General features: G+C 56.8%; 16 protein-coding genes and 1 tRNA gene. 13 read left to right on the top strand and 4 right to left on the bottom strand.

Annotated features, from left to right (window positions below):
• Positions 1-147: 147 nt before the first annotated feature.
• The 10 genes from ACLEIV_RS14770 to tilS all read left to right on the top strand — a co-directional run bounded on the left by ACLEIV_RS14770 (position 148) and on the right by tilS (position 11,530).
• The gene (locus ACLEIV_RS14770; protein ID WP_410457454.1) at positions 148-642 is read left to right on the top strand and encodes an OmpH/Skp family outer membrane protein; all 495 of its coding nucleotides are present in this window, start codon (positions 148-150) and stop codon (positions 640-642) included.
• Between the two features lie 27 nt (positions 643-669).
• Positions 670-1,692 (top strand): UDP-3-O-(3-hydroxymyristoyl)glucosamine N-acyltransferase, encoded by a 1,023-nt coding sequence (gene lpxD / locus ACLEIV_RS14765; protein WP_410457401.1) that lies wholly within the window; start codon positions 670-672, stop codon positions 1,690-1,692.
• Between the two features lie 33 nt (positions 1,693-1,725).
• Positions 1,726-2,187, top strand: coding sequence for a 3-hydroxyacyl-ACP dehydratase FabZ (gene fabZ / locus ACLEIV_RS14760; protein ID WP_071473405.1), 462 nt, complete (start codon positions 1,726-1,728; stop codon positions 2,185-2,187).
• A 2-nt stretch (positions 2,188-2,189) separates the two neighbouring features.
• Positions 2,190-2,981, top strand: coding sequence for an acyl-ACP--UDP-N-acetylglucosamine O-acyltransferase (gene lpxA, locus ACLEIV_RS14755; protein ID WP_410457400.1), 792 nt, complete (start codon positions 2,190-2,192; stop codon positions 2,979-2,981).
• Positions 2,974-4,122: a lipid-A-disaccharide synthase gene (lpxB, locus tag ACLEIV_RS14750; protein WP_410457399.1), complete on the top strand. Its 1,149-nt coding sequence runs from the start codon at positions 2,974-2,976 to the stop codon at positions 4,120-4,122. The genes lpxA and lpxB overlap by 8 nt, the downstream gene beginning before the upstream one ends.
• The gene (gene rnhB / locus ACLEIV_RS14745) at positions 4,119-4,730 is read left to right on the top strand and encodes a ribonuclease HII (protein ID WP_410457398.1); all 612 of its coding nucleotides are present in this window, start codon (positions 4,119-4,121) and stop codon (positions 4,728-4,730) included. The genes lpxB and rnhB overlap by 4 nt, the downstream gene beginning before the upstream one ends.
• Positions 4,727-8,200 (top strand): DNA polymerase III subunit alpha, encoded by a 3,474-nt coding sequence (gene dnaE / locus ACLEIV_RS14740; protein ID WP_410457397.1) that lies wholly within the window; start codon positions 4,727-4,729, stop codon positions 8,198-8,200. Before rnhB ends, dnaE begins: the two co-directional genes overlap by 4 nt.
• Before the next feature lie 9 nt (positions 8,201-8,209).
• Entirely contained in the window at positions 8,210-9,163 is a 954-nt protein-coding gene (gene accA, locus ACLEIV_RS14735; RefSeq protein WP_410457396.1) for an acetyl-CoA carboxylase carboxyl transferase subunit alpha, read from the top strand.
• A 172-nt stretch (positions 9,164-9,335) separates the two neighbouring features.
• On the top strand, positions 9,336-10,085 hold the full coding sequence (locus tag ACLEIV_RS14730) for a M48 family metallopeptidase (protein WP_410457395.1): 750 nt from the start codon (positions 9,336-9,338) through the stop codon (positions 10,083-10,085).
• A 137-nt stretch (positions 10,086-10,222) separates the two neighbouring features.
• On the top strand, positions 10,223-11,530 hold the full coding sequence (gene tilS / locus ACLEIV_RS14725) for a tRNA lysidine(34) synthetase TilS (RefSeq protein WP_410457394.1): 1,308 nt from the start codon (positions 10,223-10,225) through the stop codon (positions 11,528-11,530).
• A 38-nt stretch (positions 11,531-11,568) separates the two neighbouring features.
• Here the strand turns inward: tilS and ACLEIV_RS14720 are convergent, their stop codons facing one another.
• The 4 genes from ACLEIV_RS14720 to rcsF form a co-directional block, all read right to left on the bottom strand.
• Positions 11,569-12,720: a patatin-like phospholipase family protein gene (locus ACLEIV_RS14720; protein ID WP_410457393.1), complete on the bottom strand. Its 1,152-nt coding sequence runs from the start codon at positions 12,718-12,720 to the stop codon at positions 11,569-11,571.
• A 233-nt stretch (positions 12,721-12,953) separates the two neighbouring features.
• Positions 12,954-14,672 carry a proline--tRNA ligase gene (locus tag ACLEIV_RS14715; protein WP_410457392.1) on the bottom strand — a complete coding sequence of 573 codons (1,719 nt, stop codon included), beginning with the start codon at positions 14,670-14,672 and terminating at the stop codon, positions 12,954-12,956.
• Between the two features lie 78 nt (positions 14,673-14,750).
• Positions 14,751-15,497, bottom strand: a complete 747-nt coding sequence (tsaA, locus tag ACLEIV_RS14710; protein ID WP_410457391.1) for a tRNA (N6-threonylcarbamoyladenosine(37)-N6)-methyltransferase TrmO — start codon at positions 15,495-15,497, stop codon at positions 14,751-14,753.
• Complete coding sequence (rcsF, locus tag ACLEIV_RS14705; RefSeq protein WP_410457390.1) at positions 15,497-15,865, bottom strand: Rcs stress response system protein RcsF; 369 nt, start codon at positions 15,863-15,865, stop codon at positions 15,497-15,499. The genes tsaA and rcsF overlap by 1 nt, the downstream gene beginning before the upstream one ends.
• Positions 15,866-16,134: 269 nt before the next feature.
• Here rcsF and ACLEIV_RS14700 point away from each other — a divergent pair.
• The 3 genes from ACLEIV_RS14700 (at position 16,135) to tviB (ending at position 18,585) form a co-directional block, all read left to right on the top strand.
• Positions 16,135-16,208, top strand: a tRNA-Gly gene (locus tag ACLEIV_RS14700).
• Positions 16,209-16,574: 366 nt separating this feature from the next.
• On the top strand, positions 16,575-17,285 hold the full coding sequence (locus ACLEIV_RS14695; protein ID WP_410457389.1) for a hypothetical protein: 711 nt from the start codon (positions 16,575-16,577) through the stop codon (positions 17,283-17,285).
• Positions 17,286-17,307: 22 nt separating this feature from the next.
• Positions 17,308-18,585 (top strand): Vi polysaccharide biosynthesis UDP-N-acetylglucosamine C-6 dehydrogenase TviB, encoded by a 1,278-nt coding sequence (gene tviB, locus ACLEIV_RS14690; protein ID WP_410457388.1) that lies wholly within the window; start codon positions 17,308-17,310, stop codon positions 18,583-18,585.
• Positions 18,586-18,640 lie beyond the last annotated feature (55 nt).

Raw genomic sequence — 18,640 nt, 5'->3', positions numbered from 1 at the left:
CTTTAGCCGGCAGGGCCTGCGGAGCAGGGCAAAACAGATATGATGGCGGAGTATCGCCAGGGGGCAAGCTGGATGGGTGTATCAGGGGTTTTCCCCTCACCCTTCCCCCTTACATTATTTCAAATAAAGGAGATGACCTTGAAACAGATGATGAAAATGATGGGCGCACTGGTCCTGCTGTTGACCGCGGGTCTGGCCCAGGCTCAGAGCGGCAAGATTGCGGTGGTGGACACCGGTGCCGTATTCCAGAACATGCCCCAGCGCCAGGCGGTGGCCAAAAAACTGGAAAGCGAGTTTGGCGCCCGGGTCAAGGAAGTGCAGAAGATGGAAGCCGATGGCCGCAGCTTTATCGAAAAGCAGCAAAAGGACATGGCCTTCATGAACGATCAGCAGAAGGCCGAGGCCCAGAAAAAGCTGAACGAGATGCAGAGCGCCTATGTGCAAAAACGACGCAAGCTTGAGGAAGATCAGGCTCGCCGTGAAAATGAAGAACGTCAGAAGATGCTGGCGCGTATCAAAACCGCTATCGACGAGATCACCAAGGCCAAAGGCCTGGATCTGGTCATAGAGCGGGGCGCCGTTATCTATGTTTCACCGGCCCTGGACATCACCGAGCAGGTGATCGGCAAGGTCAGCAAGTAAGAGTTTGGTTTGGATGAGAATCTGGTTATGACTATCACGTTACAAGAACTGGCCGGGCAGCTGGGTGCCGAACTCAAGGGTGACCCGACTCTGATTATTCGACGGGTCAACACCCTGGACAAGGCTGGCCCGGACGAGGTGGCCTTTCTGTCGGACAGCAAATATCACCACCTGCTGGAAAATACCCGGGCCGGTGCCGTGATCGTCACCGCCGCCGATCAGGCGCTGTGCCCGGTGGCCAGCCTGGTGATGGCCGATCCGTACCTCGGCTTTGCCCTGGCCGCTCAGGCCCTGGATACCACGCCGCAGCCGGCGGTGGACATTCACCCCACGGCGGTGATCGCCGACGATGCAATTATCGGTGAAGGCGTGTCCATCGGCGCCAAGGCGGTGATCGAGTCCGGCGTGGTACTGGGTGCCGGTGCCGTGGTCGGTCCCGGCTGCTTTATCGGCAAAAACAGCACCCTGGGTGCCCGTAGCCGCTTGTGGGCCAACGTGACCCTGTATCACAGAGTCGCCCTGGGTGAAGACTGTCTGGTACAATCTGGAACCGTGATTGGCAGCGACGGCTTTGGCTATGCCAACAACAAGGGCGAGTGGGTCAAGATCCCCCAGCTCGGCAATGTGGTCATCGGCAACCGGGTAGAAATCGGCGCCTGTACCACCATAGACCGCGGTGCTCTGGGTGATACTCGCATCAGTGACAACGTGATTATCGATAACCAGTGTCAGATCGCCCACAACGTGGAAATCGGCTACGGCACCGCCGTTGCCGGCGGCACCGTGATGGCAGGTAGTCTAAAAGTCGGTAAATATTGTATTATTGGTGGCGCCGTGGTCATCAATGGCCATATCGAGATCTGTGATGGGGTCACCATCACCGGCATGAGCATGGTAATGCGGCCCATCACCGAGCCCGGCATCTATTCTTCCGGTATTCCGTTGCAGCCCAATAAAGAATGGCGTAAAACGGCGGCGCGGGTGATGCGCATCGATGATATGCACAAGCGGTTAAACCGGCTTGAAAAGCAGTCAGACAAAAAAAACTAAGCAATTTGGTAGGGTTACATTTTGAATAACGAACTGAATAACGAGCAGAATCAGTTGGATATCCAGGAAATTCTGGAACTGTTGCCGCACCGCTACCCCTTTCTGATGGTAGACAAGGTGGCACATTATGAAATTAGCCCTGAGCGCAAGACCCTGAGAGGCATCAAGAATGTGTCTTTCAACGAGCCGATGTTCACCGGTCACTTTCCGAACAAGCCGGTATTTCCGGGTGTTCTGATCCTGGAAGCCATGGCCCAGGCCACCGGTATTCTGGCGTTCAAGATGGTGGGCAAGCCCAAGCCCAACGAGCTGTATTACTTCGCTTCCATCGACAACGCCCGCTTCAAGCGTCCCGTGGTACCGGGAGACCAGTTGGTGCTGGATGTGGTTTACCTGAAAGAACGTCGTGGCATCGCCAAATTTACCGGTGTTGCGACCGTCGACGGCGAAGTGGTCTGTACCGCCGAACTGATGTGTGCCAAACGCGAGGGTTGAGTGTGACGGAGCAAAGTGCAGTAATTCATGAAACCGCCATCGTCCATCCGGATGCCAGGATAGGCAAGGGGGTCGAAATCGGCCCCTGGACCCTGATAGGTCCGGAAGTGGAAATTGGCGACGACTGCTGGATAGGCCCCCATGTGGTGATCAAGGGCCCTACCCGTATCGGCCAGCGCAATCGCATCTTTCAGTTCTGCTCCATCGGAGAAGACTGTCAGGACAAAAAGTACGCCGGTGAGCGTACCGTTCTGGAGATCGGCGACGATAACGTGATTCGCGAGTCCTGCACTTTTCACCGGGGCACCAGTCAGGACGAGAGCCTGACCCGGGTCGGCAGCCGTAACCTCTTCATGGTGAACGTGCATGTGGCCCACGACTGTCGCATCGGCGACGATTGTATCTTTGCCAACAACGCTACCCTGGCGGGCCATGTACACATTGGCTCCCACGTGATCTTCGGGGGCCATGCGGCCATTCACCAGTTTGGCCGGGTCGGCAGCCACGCCTTTATCGCCGGCTGTGCCGCGCTGAACAAGGACGTGCCGCCCTATGTGATGGCCGCCGGCCTTTACGCCAAACCCTTCGGCGTCAACTCCGAAGGCCTGCGCCGCCGGGGCTATTCCGCCGAAGGTATCTCGGCCATCAAGAAGGCCTACAAGATCATCTTCAGAAGCGGTAAAACCGTGGCCGAAGTGATTCCCGAACTGGAAGCGCTGAACAAGCTGCAGCCGGAAGTGGGCATCATGATCGAGTTCCTCAAGCAAAACGAGCGCGGTATTATTCGTGCCTGAGGTCCGTCCCCTGCGTATTGGTATCGTCGCCGGCGAAGTGTCCGGCGACACCCTGGGTGCCGGCCTTATCCGCGAGCTGCGGGCGCGCCATCCCGATGCGGTATTCGAAGGCATTGCCGGGCCCCAGATGGTGGCTGAGGGCTGCAAAGCCCTGTTCGAGATGGAAGAACTGGCGGTGATGGGCCTGGTCGAGGTGCTGGGACGGTTGCCGCGTATTCTGACCATTCGCAAGCAAATCATCCGTCACTTCACCGAGAATCCTCCGGATGTGTTCGTGGGCATAGATGCCCCGGACTTCAACATCGGTGTCGAGCTCAAATTACGCAAGAGTGGCATTGCTACCCTGCATTACGTCAGCCCTTCAGTATGGGCCTGGCGGCAAAACCGCATTCACAAGATCAAGGCCGCCACCGACATGGTGTTGGCCTTTCTGCCGTTCGAAAAAGCCTTCTATGATCGTTTCGACGCCCCTTGTCGCTTCATCGGCCATACCCTGGCCGATCAGATGCCCTTGGTGCCTGACACCCAGGGCGCCCGCGAGCGGCTGGGGCTCAAGCCCGACGGCCGTTACCTGGCCCTGCTGCCCGGCAGCCGTCATGCGGAAGTGACCCTGCTTAGCCCCGTGTATCTGGAAGCCTGCAAGCAGCTCAAGGTGCGCCACCCCGAGCTGGAGTTTGTGGTGCCCCTGGTCAGTGCCAAACGGCGCGAAGAATTTCTGGCCATCAAACAGCAGGTGGCACCCAATCTGGATGTGATCCTGATAGAGGGCCGGGGGCGGGAAGTAATGACAGCCGCCGACGCCATACTGCTGGCATCCGGTACCGCCACCCTGGAGGCCATGCTGGCCAAGAAACCCATGGTGGTGGGGTACAGGTTCAAGCCGGTCAGCTACTGGCTGGCCAACAAGCTGGTGCATACCGCCTATGCCTCCCTGCCCAACCTGCTGGCGGATAAAATGCTGGTGAGCGAGCTTATTCAGCACGACTGCACCCCCTGCCATATCGTGGACGAGGTCGGCAAGCTGCTGGATAACGACACCAGCGAGCTGGTGGCGCACTTTACCCAATTGCATAAACAGATCCGCTGTAATGCCGATGAGCAGGCCGCGCTGGCGGTGCTGGAACTGGCCAATAGAACATGACAGACATCGTTTATCCCCAGGGCGTGCTGGTGGCCGGCGTCGATGAGGTGGGCCGCGGCCCCCTGGTCGGCGATGTCGTCACTGCCGCCGTGATCCTGGATCCAAATAACCCCATTCCTGGTCTGGGTGACTCCAAGAAACTGAGCGAGAAAAAACGCGAACAGCTGGCGCCGCTTATTCGCGAGCGCGCCCTGGCCTGGGCCATAGGCCGCTGTTCGCCTGCCGAAATCGACGAGCTCAATATTCTGCAGGCCACCATGCTGGCCATGAGCCGGGCGGTGGCGGCGCTGTCGCTGCAACCCGGCTTCGTGTTTATCGACGGCAACCGCTGCCCCAGCCTGCCGATGCCGTCGCAGGCGGTGGTCAAGGGCGACAGTCGAGTGGCGGAGATCGGCGCCGCCTCCATTCTGGCCAAGGTGGCGCGCGATCAGGAGATGATAGCGCTGGATGCCCAGCACCCCCAGTACGGCTTTGCTCGTCACAAGGGGTATCCTACCAGGGAGCATCTGTCGGCCCTGACCGAGCATGGTGTGCTGGCGGAATACCGACGCAGCTTCAAGCCGGTGGCGGCGCTGCTTGCCTCGGCCTCCGAGGTGGCAGGCACATGAGTACGCCCTTCGTCCATCTGCGTATTCACTCTGACTTTTCCATGGTGGATGGGGTGGCCAAGATTGGCCCCATCAACAAGCGCGCCGGCGAGCTGGGCTATCCGGCGCTGGCGCTGACCGATCAGATGAACCTCTGTGGCCTGGTACGCTTCTATGGCGATGCCCACCGCAAGGGGCTCAAGCCCATCGTCGGTACCGACATCTGGGTGCAGAGCGACGAGCTGGGCGAACAGCTGTTTCGTATCACCCTGCTGGCGATGAACAACAGCGGTTACCAGAGCATTACCCGAATTATTTCAAAGGCCTACGAGCGCGGTCACGTGCAGCACAGGCCCCTGGTGGACAAGGCCTGGCTGGCCGAGTTCAGCGAGGGCATCATAGTGCTGTCCGGCGGGCGCGAGGGCGATGTGGGCATAGGGCTGCTCAAGGGCAACGAGGCATTGGTCAGCCAGTGCCTGGACTTCTACCGGCAGCATTTTCCGGATCGTTACTACCTGGAGCTGCAGCGCACCGAGCGACCGGACGAAGAAAGCTACCTGCACATGGCGGTGGCGGTGGCCGAACGCGAAAGCCTGCCGGTGGTGGCCACCAACGAGGTGGTGTTTCTCGATAAAAGCGATTTCGACGCCCACGAGATCCGGGTGGCCATTCACGATGGTTACACCCTGGACGACAAGCGCCGGCCCCGGCGTTACAGCCCCGAACAATACCTGAAAAGCCCGGCTGAAATGGCCGAGTTGTTTGCCGACATTCCCGAGGCACTGGAAAACAGCGTAGAGATCGCCAAGCGTTGCAACGTGACGGTGCGGCTGGGAGAATACTTCCTGCCCGACTTTCCCACCGGCGACATGAGCATTGAAGATTTTCTGGTCAAGTGCTCGCAAGAAGGGCTGGAAAAGCGGCTGGCGTTTCTGTTTCCCGACCCGGCCGTGCGCGCCGAAAAGCGGGGCGAATACGACGAACGACTGAAGATCGAGCTGGATGTGATCAACCAGATGGGCTTTCCCGGCTACTTCCTGATCGTGATGGAGTTTATCCAGTGGTCCAAGGATAACGGCATTCCGGTCGGTCCCGGCCGGGGCTCGGGTGCCGGCTCTCTGGTGGCCTATGCGTTGAGCATTACCGACCTGGACCCACTTGAATTTGACCTGCTGTTCGAACGCTTCCTGAACCCGGAGCGGGTGTCGATGCCCGACTTCGATATCGACTTCTGCATGGACCGACGCGACGAGGTGATCGATCACGTCGCCGAGTTGTACGGCCGGGACGCGGTAAGCCAGATCATCACCTTCGGTACCATGGCCGCCAAGGCGGTAGTGCGTGATGTAGGCCGGGTGCTGGGCCATCCTTACGGTTTTGTCGACCGCATCTCCAAGCTGATACCGCCGGATCCGGGCATGACCCTGGCCAAGGCCTTCGAGGTCGAGCCCAAGCTGCCCGAAATGTATGATCAGGACGAAGAGGTCAAGGCGCTGATCGACATGGCGCGTGCCCTTGAGGGGGTTACCCGCAACGCCGGCAAGCATGCCGGGGGCGTGGTGATAGCGCCCACCCGCATTACCGACTTCTCACCGCTGTATTGCGATGAACATGGCCGCAACCCGGTTACCCAGTTCGACAAGAACGATGTGGAAGAAGCGGGCCTGGTGAAGTTCGACTTCCTCGGGCTGCGCACCCTGACCATCATCGACTGGGCGCTGGGCATGATAAACCCCAGGCTTGAGCAGGAAGGCAAGCCACCGGTCGACATCGCCGCCATTCCCATGACGGATGCGGCCTCGTTCAAGTTACTGAAGCGCTTCGAAACCACGGCGGTATTCCAGCTCGAATCCCGCGGCATGAAGGATCTGATCAAGCGGCTGCAGCCCGACTCTTTCGAAGACATGATAGCCCTGGTGGCGTTGTTCCGGCCCGGCCCCTTACAGTCGGGCATGGTGGACAACTTCATCGATCGCAAGCACGGTCGCGAGGCGGTGTCCTACCCGGATGCCACCTGGCAGCACGAGTCGCTCAAGCCCATTCTGGAACCCACCTACGGCATCATTCTCTATCAAGAGCAGGTGATGCAAATCGCCCAGGTGCTGGCAGGCTATTCGCTCGGTGGCGCCGATCTGTTGCGTCGGGCCATGGGCAAGAAAAAGCCGGAAGAAATGGCCAAGCAGCGCGCCGGTTTCGAGGCCGGGGCGACAGAAAACGGTATCGACGGTGAGCTGGCGATCAAGATCTTCGATCTGGTGGAAAAGTTTGCCGGCTACGGCTTCAACAAATCCCACTCCGCCGCCTATGCCCTGGTGTCGTACCAGACCCTGTGGTTGAAAACCCATTATCCGGCCGAATTCATGGCGGCAGTAATGACCGCCGACATGGACAACACCGACAAGGTGGTGACCCTGGTCGACGAATGCCAGCGCATGGGGCTGACCCTGTTGCCGCCGGACGTCAATTCCGGTCGTTATCGTTTCACCGTCAACGAAGAAGGCCACATCGTCTACGGTATTGGCGCCATCAAGGGGGTGGGCGAGGCACCGATAGACTCGATTCTGGACGCGAGAGGGCAGGGCGGCTCCTTCCGGGATTTATTCGATTTCTGTAACCGGGTCGATCTGAAAAAGCTGAACAAAAGGGTGATGGAAAAGCTGATCCTGTCCGGCGCCATGGACCGCCTCGGCCCGCACCGGGCCTCGTTGATGGCGACCCTCCCCGAGGCAATGAAGGCGGCGGAGCAGCATGCCAAGGCCGAGGCGCTGGGCCAGAGCGACATGTTCGGCGTGCTGGTGGAAGAAGAGCACATAGAGCACGCCTTCGTGGATGTGCCGGCCTGGCCCGACAACGTCTGGCTGGACGGCGAACGGGACACCCTGGGGCTTTATCTTACCGGGCACCCGATCAATCAGTATGCGAAAGAGTTGCGCCACTATACCAGCGGCCGTTTGATAGAATTGCAGGCCACCAGCCGCGATAAAATCACCACCGCCGCCGGCCTGGTGATTGCCGCCCGGGTCATGACCACCAAGCGCGGCAACCGCATGGGCATTATTACCCTGGATGACAGATCCGGCCGGCTGGACGTGACCCTGTTCTCGGAAGCACTGGAACGCTATGAGTCTTTGCTGGAAAAGGATAAAATCCTGGTCATCAGCGGACAGGTCAGCTTTGATGACTTCTCCGGCGGCCTTAAAATGTCGGCACGAGAAGTGCTTGATATCAGTGATGCCCGCGAGCGTTTCGCTCGTGGTCTGGCGTTGAACATCGATAAAAGTCAGATAGACCAGGGCTTTTTTACCCAATTGCTGGACATTCTCACCCCGGTACGGGCGGGAGTCTGTCCTGTTCGAGTGACCTATTGCCGACCAGGAGCGCGGGCGCAGCTGACACTGGGAACCGAGTGGCGGGTAACCCCCACCGACCAGATGCTGGCGTCGTTAAAGCAGTTGCTGGGTCAGGATAAAGTCGAACTAATTTTTGAATAGAGGGGACTTATGAGCCACCATTTCCTGGATTTTGAACAACCGATTGCCGAGCTGCAGGCCCAGATTGAAGAACTCCGCCATGTCAGCGAAGGCGAAATGGACATCGACCTGGGTGAAGATATCAAGCGTCTGGAAGTCAAGCGCGACGAGCTTACCAAGAAGGTATTCAACAACCTGGGCCCCTGGCAGATCTCCCAGTTGGCCCGTCATCCTCGCCGTCCTTATACCCTGGACTACCTGGAGATGATGTTCGGCGAGTTCGACGAGCTGGCCGGTGATCGTGCCTATGCGGACGACAAGGCCATAGTCGGTGGTGTTGCCCGGTTCGAAGGTCGCCCCGTGATGGTGATTGGCCAGCAGAAAGGACGTGAAACCAAGGAAAAGATTCGTCGCAACTTCGGTATGCCGCGTCCCGAGGGCTACCGCAAGGCCCTGCGTCTGATGGAAATGGCCGAGCGTTTCAAGATGCCGATCCTGACCTTCATCGACACCCCCGGCGCCTATCCGGGCGTGGGGGCGGAAGAACGTGGTCAGTCCGAAGCCATCGCCCGTAACCTCAAGGTGATGGCCGGTCTCAAGACGCCCATTATCTGTACCGTGATCGGTGAAGGCGGCTCCGGCGGCGCCCTGGCCATCGGTGTGGGCGACCGGGTCAACATGCTGCAGTATTCCACCTATTCGGTGATCTCGCCCGAAGGTTGTGCCTCCATTCTGTGGAAGAGCGCCGACAAGGCCTCGTTGGCCGCCGAAGCCATGGGCATTACCGCTCAGCGGATCCACGAGCTGAAGCTGATTGACAACGTGGTGGATGAGCCCATGGGCGGTGCCCACGGCAACCCGCTGCAGATGGCCGAAAATCTGAAGGCGCGCCTGATTACCGATCTGAACGATCTGGAGCAGCTGGATACCGATACCCTGCTGGAACAGCGCTACCAGCGTCTGATGGGCTACGGTTATTGCTGAGCCGGACTCCAGTGAGGTGTAAGGAATGAAGAGGTCGTAGGGTCGAATTCATTCGACCCTGGAACAGCATCATTCGACCATACAAGGGGTCGGAGTCAATTAACTCTTAATTGACTCCGACCCCTTTTTCCTTTCTGATATTGCCACTGTGAATGTACTTATCGGGATGAACATGAAAAAAACATTGATTGCCGCCACACTGGTAACCCTTGGCCTGAGCGGTTGTGCGGCTAACGGGAACGACGCCCTGCTGGGCGCAGGGCTGACCGCGCTGCAGGGCTTTACCCTGAGCAAGAGCCAGTTGCAGGCCGAAGCCAGCCTGTCCGCCAAACAGATGGATGCAGAAAACAAGCTGGCGCCGGCCAATGATGCCTACAGCAAGCGCCTGACCAGGCTGACTCGTGGCCTGACCAGCATCGACGGCACACCGCTTAACTTTCAGGTCTATCTGGACGATGAAATCAATGCCTTTGCCATGCCAGACGGTACGGTACGCGTGTATTCCGGCTTGATGGATGTGATGGCAGACGACGAGCTGATGGCGGTGATCGGCCATGAAGTCGGTCACATCAAATTCGAGCATTCCCTCAACCGCTTCAAGACCGCCTATCTGACCAGCGCCGCTCGCCAGGCCGCCGGTGCTATGGGCGGAACCGTAGGAGCCTTGGCAGCGTCAGAATATGCGGAGATCGGCACCCAGTTTATCGGCGCCCGCTTTTCTCAAAAAGACGAGCTGGAATCCGATGCCTACGGGGTAGAAGTCTTGTGTCAGTTGAAGATGGACCCTTACGCGGCCATGCGCGCGCAGCAAAAGCTGATGCAACACGCCGGTAGCGGCGGTGGCCTTTTCTCCAGCCACCCGTCCACCGCCAAGCGGATCGAACTGGCTCGTGAAACCGCGGCCAGCTCCAGCTGCCGGTAACGGCGTTAGGGGTAAAAACACACGCCGCCTGCATGATTTTTCGTAGGGTCGAATTTATTCGACCGGTTTGGATGTGGTGCCATATCCTGGTCGATTGAAATCGACCCTGCAACCCCCGCTTTTTTCAGGGTCTGACCATGGACTTATACGCCGAATTTTGCCGACACACAGCCACGCTGGCGCCGAAACAATCGCTGCTGGTGGCCTTTAGCGGCGGGCTGGACTCAACCGCGCTACTGGCGCTGGCCGCACGTTTGGCCCGCGAACAGGGCAGAGCGGTGCGGGCGGTACACATAGCCCATGGTCTGCAGGCGGCGGCCGAGCCTTGGCCGGCTCACTGCGCCCGGGTGGCAGAGTCGTTGGGCGTTCCCTGTCAGACCATCAGGGTACAGGTAGAACTGGGGCCCAGAGTCAGCCTGGAGGCGGCGGCGCGCGAATCCCGCTATCGGGCGCTGGCCGAAGTAATGATGCCGGGCGAGATACTGCTGACCGGCCATCACCAGGATGATCAGGCCGAGACCCTGCTGCTGGCACTGAAGCGCGGTGCCGGTGTGGCGGGGCTGGCGGCCATGCCCATGAGAAAGCCGTTCGGCCCGGGCCAGCAGTGGCGGCCCTTGCTGACCTGCTCGCGACGACAGCTGGAAGCCTTTGCCCGGGAGGAGGGGGTGAGCTGGGTGGACGATCCCAGTAACGCCGACGACGACTTTGATCGCAATTTTTTGCGCAACCGCATCTTGCCGCCCCTGCTGGCGCAGTGGCCTTCTTTCAATCGTACCCTGGCGCGCAGCGCCGAGCTGTGCGCCGAGCAGATGGAGCTGGCGGCTGAACTGGTCGAAGCAGACTTGCCCGATTTGTTGAACTCCGCCGGTGGCGTGTCGATTGCCGGCTTGCAGACGTTGAGTCGGGCCCGACGCCATAATGTGCTGCGCCATTGGTTGCAGCAGCATGGCATACACAGCAGTCGCAGTCAGTTGCAGGCCATCTGGCAGGAACTGGCGCTGGCCCGCGTCGATGCGGAACCGGAAGTGCGCCTCGGGAAGCGTTGTATCCGCCGTTATCAGGACTTCCTCTATCTGCCGACCGCCGGCAGCACCCCCCGGCCTCTGGCGAATGTGAGAACAGGCGAATGGCTGCATTGTGGTGTGGGGAAACTGCGGCTCGGCCCCGTCAGCCGGGGCGCCGACCTTGTGGCCGGGTTTGATCTGGCTGAGTTGCACATTGCCTTTCAGGTTCCCGGCCTGCGCGCTCGACCGGCAGGCAGATCTGGCTCACGGCCGCTGAAAAAGCTGTGGCAGGAATACGGCATCCCCCCCTGGCAACGTCCGCAGATCCCGCTGTTGATGCAGGGCAACCAACTAGTCGCCGCCGTTGGCCTCTTCGTGTGCCAAGCTTTCAGCCCCGAGCCCGATGCGCCCGGCTGGCGACTGGAGTGGCAGCCGGGGTGATTCTTCAAGGGGCCAACGCATTGTACCGGTGACGATATTCACCCGGTTTTCTTCCACCTCGGTTCTACCGCCAGGAAGTGACAGATTTCTTCCAGTCGGGGCTGGGTGTCCTGATAGCCGAGCTCGATCAGCTCGCGGCAGTAATCCTGCTCGAACAGCAGAAAGCTGGCCAGACCGGTGGCGTCACCGGCATTAACGCCAAATAGTCGCAACAGGGCGCGAATATTGAATGGCAGCTTGTGAAAGTGCCTGTGGGTCAGATCATCCAGGTTACGGCTGGGCTTGAGTACCAGGTTGTCGATATGGCGCAGCGACAGTTGTGCCCGCTTGCGTTCCGGAACCAGCCGTATGGTGCTGTTGATTCGCTGCAGTCGTTCTATGTCCGAGGTAAGCGCGTCGGTAAACACGGTATCGAGTAAATGACCGGCAATATCCGAGCTGCTGGGGTCGCTGGGCAGGTTACCGGAGTCGGCTTCGTCCGATGCAAGGCTGACAATAAGAATGCGGCTGGCGCCCAGGTGGATGGCCGGGCTCAGCGGGTTGAGCTGGTGAATGGAGCCGTCGCCATAGTGGTGATTTTGCAGTCGGCTGGGCTGAAAGATAAAGGGCAGGGCGCTGCTGGCCAGCAGGTGTGGGGGGGTAATGATGGCCGAACGACCTGAACGGCCGGCCCGGGCCCAGGGTTGATGATAGGGCCGCCCCTGAAAAAAGGTGGTGGAGTCACCGGTGTTGTAGTTGGAGGCGGTGACAGCCAGTACTTCCAGTGCGCCGTAGAGCAGGTTGTTGTCGATGCGCTGAAAGTCGATAAGCTTTTCCAGTAACCGCTCCAGCGGGCTGTTGTCGAACAGGGGGAGAGCCATTTGGGTTGGTCGGCCGAACATGCCGGAGACCAGGCTTTTCAGGGAGTGGGTGACGATTTTGCCAACCTGCAACCGCAGCACATCTTCGGTATGCAAATGGCGCCAAACGTATTCCAGCTTGCGCACCCCCAGATGAAAACAGGAGGCATAACAGGCCAGGGCTGTGGCATTGATGGCGCCGGCCGAAGTACCACACAGAATGGGGAAGGGAATGGGCTGACCACGGGGATAACACTCGGAAATGGCCTTGAGTACACCTACCTGATAGGCCGCGCGGGCTCCGCCGCCGGTCAATACCATGGCGCAGGCGTTACTTTCTTCTTGCTCCATACATGCCCCTCCTTTTTGCTCAGTATAAGAGCTTGGTTATCAGTCCGGAAGATCGGTAACGGTGAAGTGTGAGGCGAGAGGGGGCAAATAAAAATGGTGCCGCTTTACTCCCTCCCCTTGATTCGGGATTGGCAGAACGATGGCGGGGGAGGAGTCGTGCACAAGGGGCAGAATAAAAAACGGCGCCGTATCGAACGGCGCCGCATTTTTGCTTCCAGCTTGTGACTTCGAGCTTATCCCTTGATGGCTCGGGTCAGCTGGGCTTTGATGTCGGCGATGGCGACCTCGGACTTTTCGCCGTCGCGGCGGGTCTTGTATTCCACCACGTTGTTGTCCAATCCGCGATCGCCGATGACGATGCTGTGGGGGATGCCCAGCAGCTCCATGTCGGCAAACATCACGCCCGGGCGCTCTTTGCGGTCGTCGAACAGCACTTCGATACCGGCCTCGGTCAGCTCGTTATACAACTGCTCGGCTACTTCTTTCACCCGGTAAGACTTGTGCATGTTCATGGGGATGATGGCAACCTGGAACGGCGCCAGGGCTTCCGGCCAGATGATGCCGCGCGCGTCGTGGTTCTGCTCGATGGCGGCGGCCACGATGCGCGATACGCCGATGCCGTAGCACCCCATTTCCAGTACGGTGGACTTGCCTTCTTCGTTCAGCACGGTGGCGTTCATCTTGCTGGAGTAGTTGTTACCCAGCTGGAAGATATGGCCCACTTCGATGCCGCGTTTGATTTGCAGCACACCTTTGCCACAGGGGCTGGGATCGCCTTCCTTGACGTTACGCAGATCGGCCACGTCTGGCAGCGGCAGATCCCGGCCCCAGTTGATGCCGAAGTAATGCTTGTCTTCGATGTTGGCACCGGCGCCGAAGTCGTTCATCACAGCTACGGCGCGATCCACTACCACAGGCACCGGCATGTTCATCGGGCCGAGCGAGCCGGGGCCGGCACCGACGATGGCGCGAATTTCTTCTTCGGTGGCGAAGGTCAGCGGGCTGGCAACCATCGGCAGTTTCTCGGCCTTGATCTCGTTCAGCTCGTGATCGCCACGTACCATTAGCGCTACCAGCGGGGCGTCCTGATCGTCGGCGGCCTTCACCAGCAGGGTCTTGACGGTTTTCTCGATATCCAGCCCGAATTGCTCCACCAGCGCGGCGATGGTCTTGGCGTTGGGGGTATCAACCAGGGTCAGTTCCCGAGTGGCGGAGTCGGCGGTGGCCTTGGGTGCAACGGCTTCGGCCATTTCGATGTTGGCGGCGTAATCGGACTCGGTAGAAAAAGCGATATCGTCTTCACCGCTCTGGGCCAATACATGGAACTCGTGGGAGGCACTGCCACCGATGGCGCCGGTGTCGGCCAGCACGGCGCGGAAGTCCAGCCCCATACGCTCGAAGATGCGGCTATAGGCCTGATACATATCGTCGTAGGTCTGCTCCAGACTCTGCAAGCTGGTGTGGAAGGAGTAGGCATCTTTCATGATGAACTCGCGCGAGCGCATCACGCCGAAACGGGGGCGTACCTCATCACGGAACTTGGTCTGAACCTGATACAGGTTCAGCGGCAGCTGCTTGTAGGAAGATACCTCGTTGCGCACCATGGAGGTAATCACCTCTTCATGGGTCGGGCCCAGCACAAAGCCGCGCTCGTGGCGGTCTTTAATGCGTAGCAGTTCGGGGCCGAACTTGTCCCAGCGGCCGGTTTCATGCCACAGCTCGGCGGGTTGCACCACCGGCATCAGCATTTCTACCGCACCGGCGCGGTTCATTTCTTCCCGCACTATAGCGGCGACCTTGTTCAATACCCGCAGGCCACTGGGCAGCCAGGTGTACAGGCCGGACGCCAGCCGGCGGATCATGCCCGCACGCAGCATCAGTTGATGGCTGATCACCTCGGCATCGCTCGGGGTCTCTTTGAGGGTGGAAAGCAAGTATTGAGTGGTACGCATGCGCTTAAACCTTGTTGATTTTTAAAATCCATTAAAGAAGGCGATTGTAGCAGGGGGGGGCTTCAGGCAGAAGCGCCGTTAATCCTGAGCTTCCAGCTCTATGTTCAGCACCCGAGTCAGTTGGCCCAACACTTCGTAACGCACATTGTAGTGATAAAGCCGCACCCCATACTGCTGCCAGTGCTCGTCGTGGCGCTTGTAAGCCGGGCGCGGATCCTGCACCAGTACCTCGCTAATGAACTGTTGCAGATCGGGAATATAGGAGCCTTTGCAAGCCTGTTCGGCAGCGGGGCTGAAGTGTACCTCCATGCTGATGTCCGGCGGTGCCGGTGCAAAGCCGCCGTGGGCATCGGGTACACCATCGGCCCAGGGCAGATAAGGCTTGATGTCGACGATGGGAGTGCCGTCTACCAGATCCACGCCACCCAGCTCCAGCCACACCTTGTTGCCTTCCTTGCACATGTCGTGCAGTTTCACCACGGAGAGCCCGAGTGGATTGGGCCTAAAGGTGGAGCGTGTGGCAAAGACGCCGACCCGCTCGTTTCCACCGAGGCGCGGCGGGCGTACCGTGGGGTTCCAGCCCCTGTTTTGGGTCTGGTGAAATACGAACACCAGCCACAGGTGGCTGAACTCGCCTAGGCCCCTAAAGGCACTGGGCTCGTTGTAGGGCGGCAACATCTCCAGTCGTGCCCGGGCACTGGTGACCAGGCCCGGCTGGCGGGGCACCGCAAACTTCTCCTTATAGGGCGAGCGAATGATGCCGATGGGATCCAGCGTCACGGATTGTACAGGTGGGGGCTGCAGTGGTTGCATGGGCTGCGGCATTAGTCTGCTACCTTCAGCGCCTGACCGCTGCACAGTACCTGTTCGATGCAGCCGGGCATCTCATCGAAGCGAATGCAGCGGTCCATCAAGATACCATTGGCGCCCATGTCTGCCGCCCTGCGACGCACGCTGGCGCGGGCATCTGCTTCTTTTGGCGGCGCCTCGTCGGCTTTTATCTGACAGGCTTCGCCTTCCACCGAGCCCAGGGTGACGTAATTCACGTCTTCCAGCTCAGCCTTGCTGTACAGCTGCACTCCATCGCCCTTGTAGTAGTCCTTGATGCCATCTGGTGACACATTGCTGTTGAACCCCCAGCCCGCACAACCAGACAGCGTAACCGCCAGCAGAGAAACCCCGAGAAGACGCATAAGACAAGTCCTTAATTCAGAAAAAGAAGCTGACCTTATTTTGCACAAGGCGCCGCATAAGGTCGAATGAAATCGGGGCCGCAAGTGTTCGAATGTAGCCGTAGGGTCGAATTCATTCGACCGGGGGGCTATTGGGAGCACAGAATCACAGCGGGGGCTGCGCAAGAGGATGATTGGGAGGCTACCGTCGCTCACAGGCTGTTTTAGGCTCGCAGGTATCAACTGCTTGCCGACAGCGCAAAAAGGGCTATAGTGAACTGTTCCTCTGAGCGGGCGTAGTTCAATGGTAGAACGGCAGCTTCCCAAGCTGCATGCGTGGGTTCGATTCCCATCGCCCGCTCCAACATCTTTAATGAAAAAACACCTTGTAAATGAAAGCTTTACCTTCACATTAAGCTTGGCGGTGACCTTGTGACCTTATCCCGTTCGACTGAATAAAATACAAGTATTCTTGATCCTTACCCATTTTATTAACAAGGTTTTATCCGCTAGGTAAATCCAGTAAACTGTGCGCCTTTGCTCGCAAGGCGCCAATGAATTGCAAAATGCAACTCATTGGCGCCTTTTGGGCCGAACAGGAAGATCAACGCAGAGGTACGGCCCTGGGGGAATGGCCAACAGAACCCTATGGGCGGTAGCGTGCCTGAAGCCATATCTTAAATAAAGAGCGTTGTAATAAAATTCAATAACTTACTGTAGAGGTTGAGCCATGACCCAGTCGCCACAAAAGCAGGATGCTCAGTTTAACCAGCCAGCTCCGCCATACTCTTACCATGATGATGAAATTTCCTTGATCGACCTCGCTAAAGTTATGATTAAACGTCGTAACTGGTTATTTTTTGTTTTTATTATTGGCTTGTTAGTAACCTTGCTGGTCGCCTGGTTAAAACGGCCACAGCCTGTAGAGGAAAGTACAGACAAAGCATTTACTACACTGATAGCCGTTGGCTATAAAACACCAACAGCATTTATTGAGCCGCTGTTAGGAGTGAAAACACAGCTTACGGATGCCTTTATCCCACAGGCATCAAAAAGTGACATCTTTAATACAAAAGTCATAATAGAAAACACAAGTAACCAGTCAAATATTATTAAGCTAGTCACGATGACAGATAAAAAATTTCAAGAAGAAGTTTCTGCTTATCATCAATCAATTTTAGTCCCACTATTGACTCGGCATCAGACATTGATTGAAGAAATAAAAATAAACGCAGCAGTAAATATGGAATTTCCGCCAATAGCAACAAGTGTCGCCTCTCTTTCTCAGCCTTTAGATATTTTAAATCCAAGTGTTAAAAGTAGAACGAATCTGATAGTCGCACTAGGATTAGTGTTATCGGTAATGTTGGCTATTATTGCTGTATTTCTTCGTGAGTTTGTCAGTCAAGTTTGTATTAGTTTGCGTAACGATAATAAATAATTTTTAGTAAATAGGTTTTATAATGTATAAATTAGATGAAGCTAAGGTTGCTATCATAGGGTTAGGTTATGTTGGGTTACCTTTGGCGGTAGAATTTGGTAAGACACGAGATGTAGTTGGCTTTGATATTAACCAGAAGCGTATTAATGAACTTTTGGCTGGACATGACTCTACATTAGAAGTAGACGATAAGTCATTACAATCAGCAAAAACATTAAAGTTTACTAATGATGTTGCTGATCTTACTGACTGCAATGTTTATATTGTTACTGTACCTACCCCCATAGATGATGCAAATGCTCCTGATCTTACACCATTGCGGAAAGCGTCAGCTATGCTGGCAACTGTAGTTAAAGCAGATGATATTGTCATCTATGAATCTACAGTTTATCCCGGTGCAACGGAAGAAGTGTGTATACCTATTATTGAGAAAGGTTCAGGCCTTAAGTTTAACCAGGATTTTTATGCGGGCTATAGTCCAGAGCGAATTAATCCCGGTGATAAAATTAACACCTTAACTAAAATTAAAAAAATCACCTCTGGCTCTACTCCTGAAATTGCGAAGTTTATTGACCGGCTTTATGGCTCTATTATCATTGCTGGTACCCACTTGGCTAGCTCTATAAAAGTAGCTGAGGCCGCTAAAGTCATTGAGAATACCCAACGTGATTTGAATATCGCCATTATCAATGAGTTTGCCAAGATTTTTAACCTACTTGGTATTGATACCCAAGAGGTACTGGAAGCCGCAGGAACTAAATGGAACTTCTTACCCTTTAAGCCGGGCTTGGTAGGCGGTCACTGTATTAGCGTTGATCCCTACTATTTAACCTATAAAGCAAAAGAAGAGGGTTATCAGCCTGAAGTCATCCTGGCTGGTCGTCGCATTAATGACGGCATGGGCCGTTATACGGCGACTCAGTTGGTAAAGGCAGTAGCGCGTAAAAAAATACACATAGATGAAGCACGAGTGTTGATATTAGGCTTCACCTTTAAAGGCGACTGCCCAGATGTACGTAACACTAAAATTATTGATATGGTCGATGAGCTAAAAAGCTTTAACATGCAAGTTGACGTACATGATAGCTGGGCAGATGCCAGCGAGGCGAAGCATGAGTATGGCATTGATTTAGTAAGAAATCTAATTCCTAACCAATACGATGCCATAGTGCTGGCAGTTGACCATACTGAATTTAAAGAGTGGGGCGAAGATAAAATCCGTACTTTGGGTAAAAAAAACCATGTATTGTACGACGTCAAGTATGTACTTCCCCTAGGCCACTCCGACCTACGTTTATAAGCTTTTTATGGAATAGGGAGTAAGGCCAATTTACATTATTTAACCCCCTGTATCC

The organism is Oceanisphaera submarina (assembly GCF_046521305.1).
In the GTDB taxonomy this organism is placed as follows: Bacteria; Pseudomonadota; Gammaproteobacteria; order Enterobacterales; family Aeromonadaceae; genus Oceanimonas; species Oceanimonas submarina.
The sequence above is the reverse complement of the archived record's forward strand: the minus strand, read 5'-3'. Positions and strand labels throughout refer to the sequence as shown.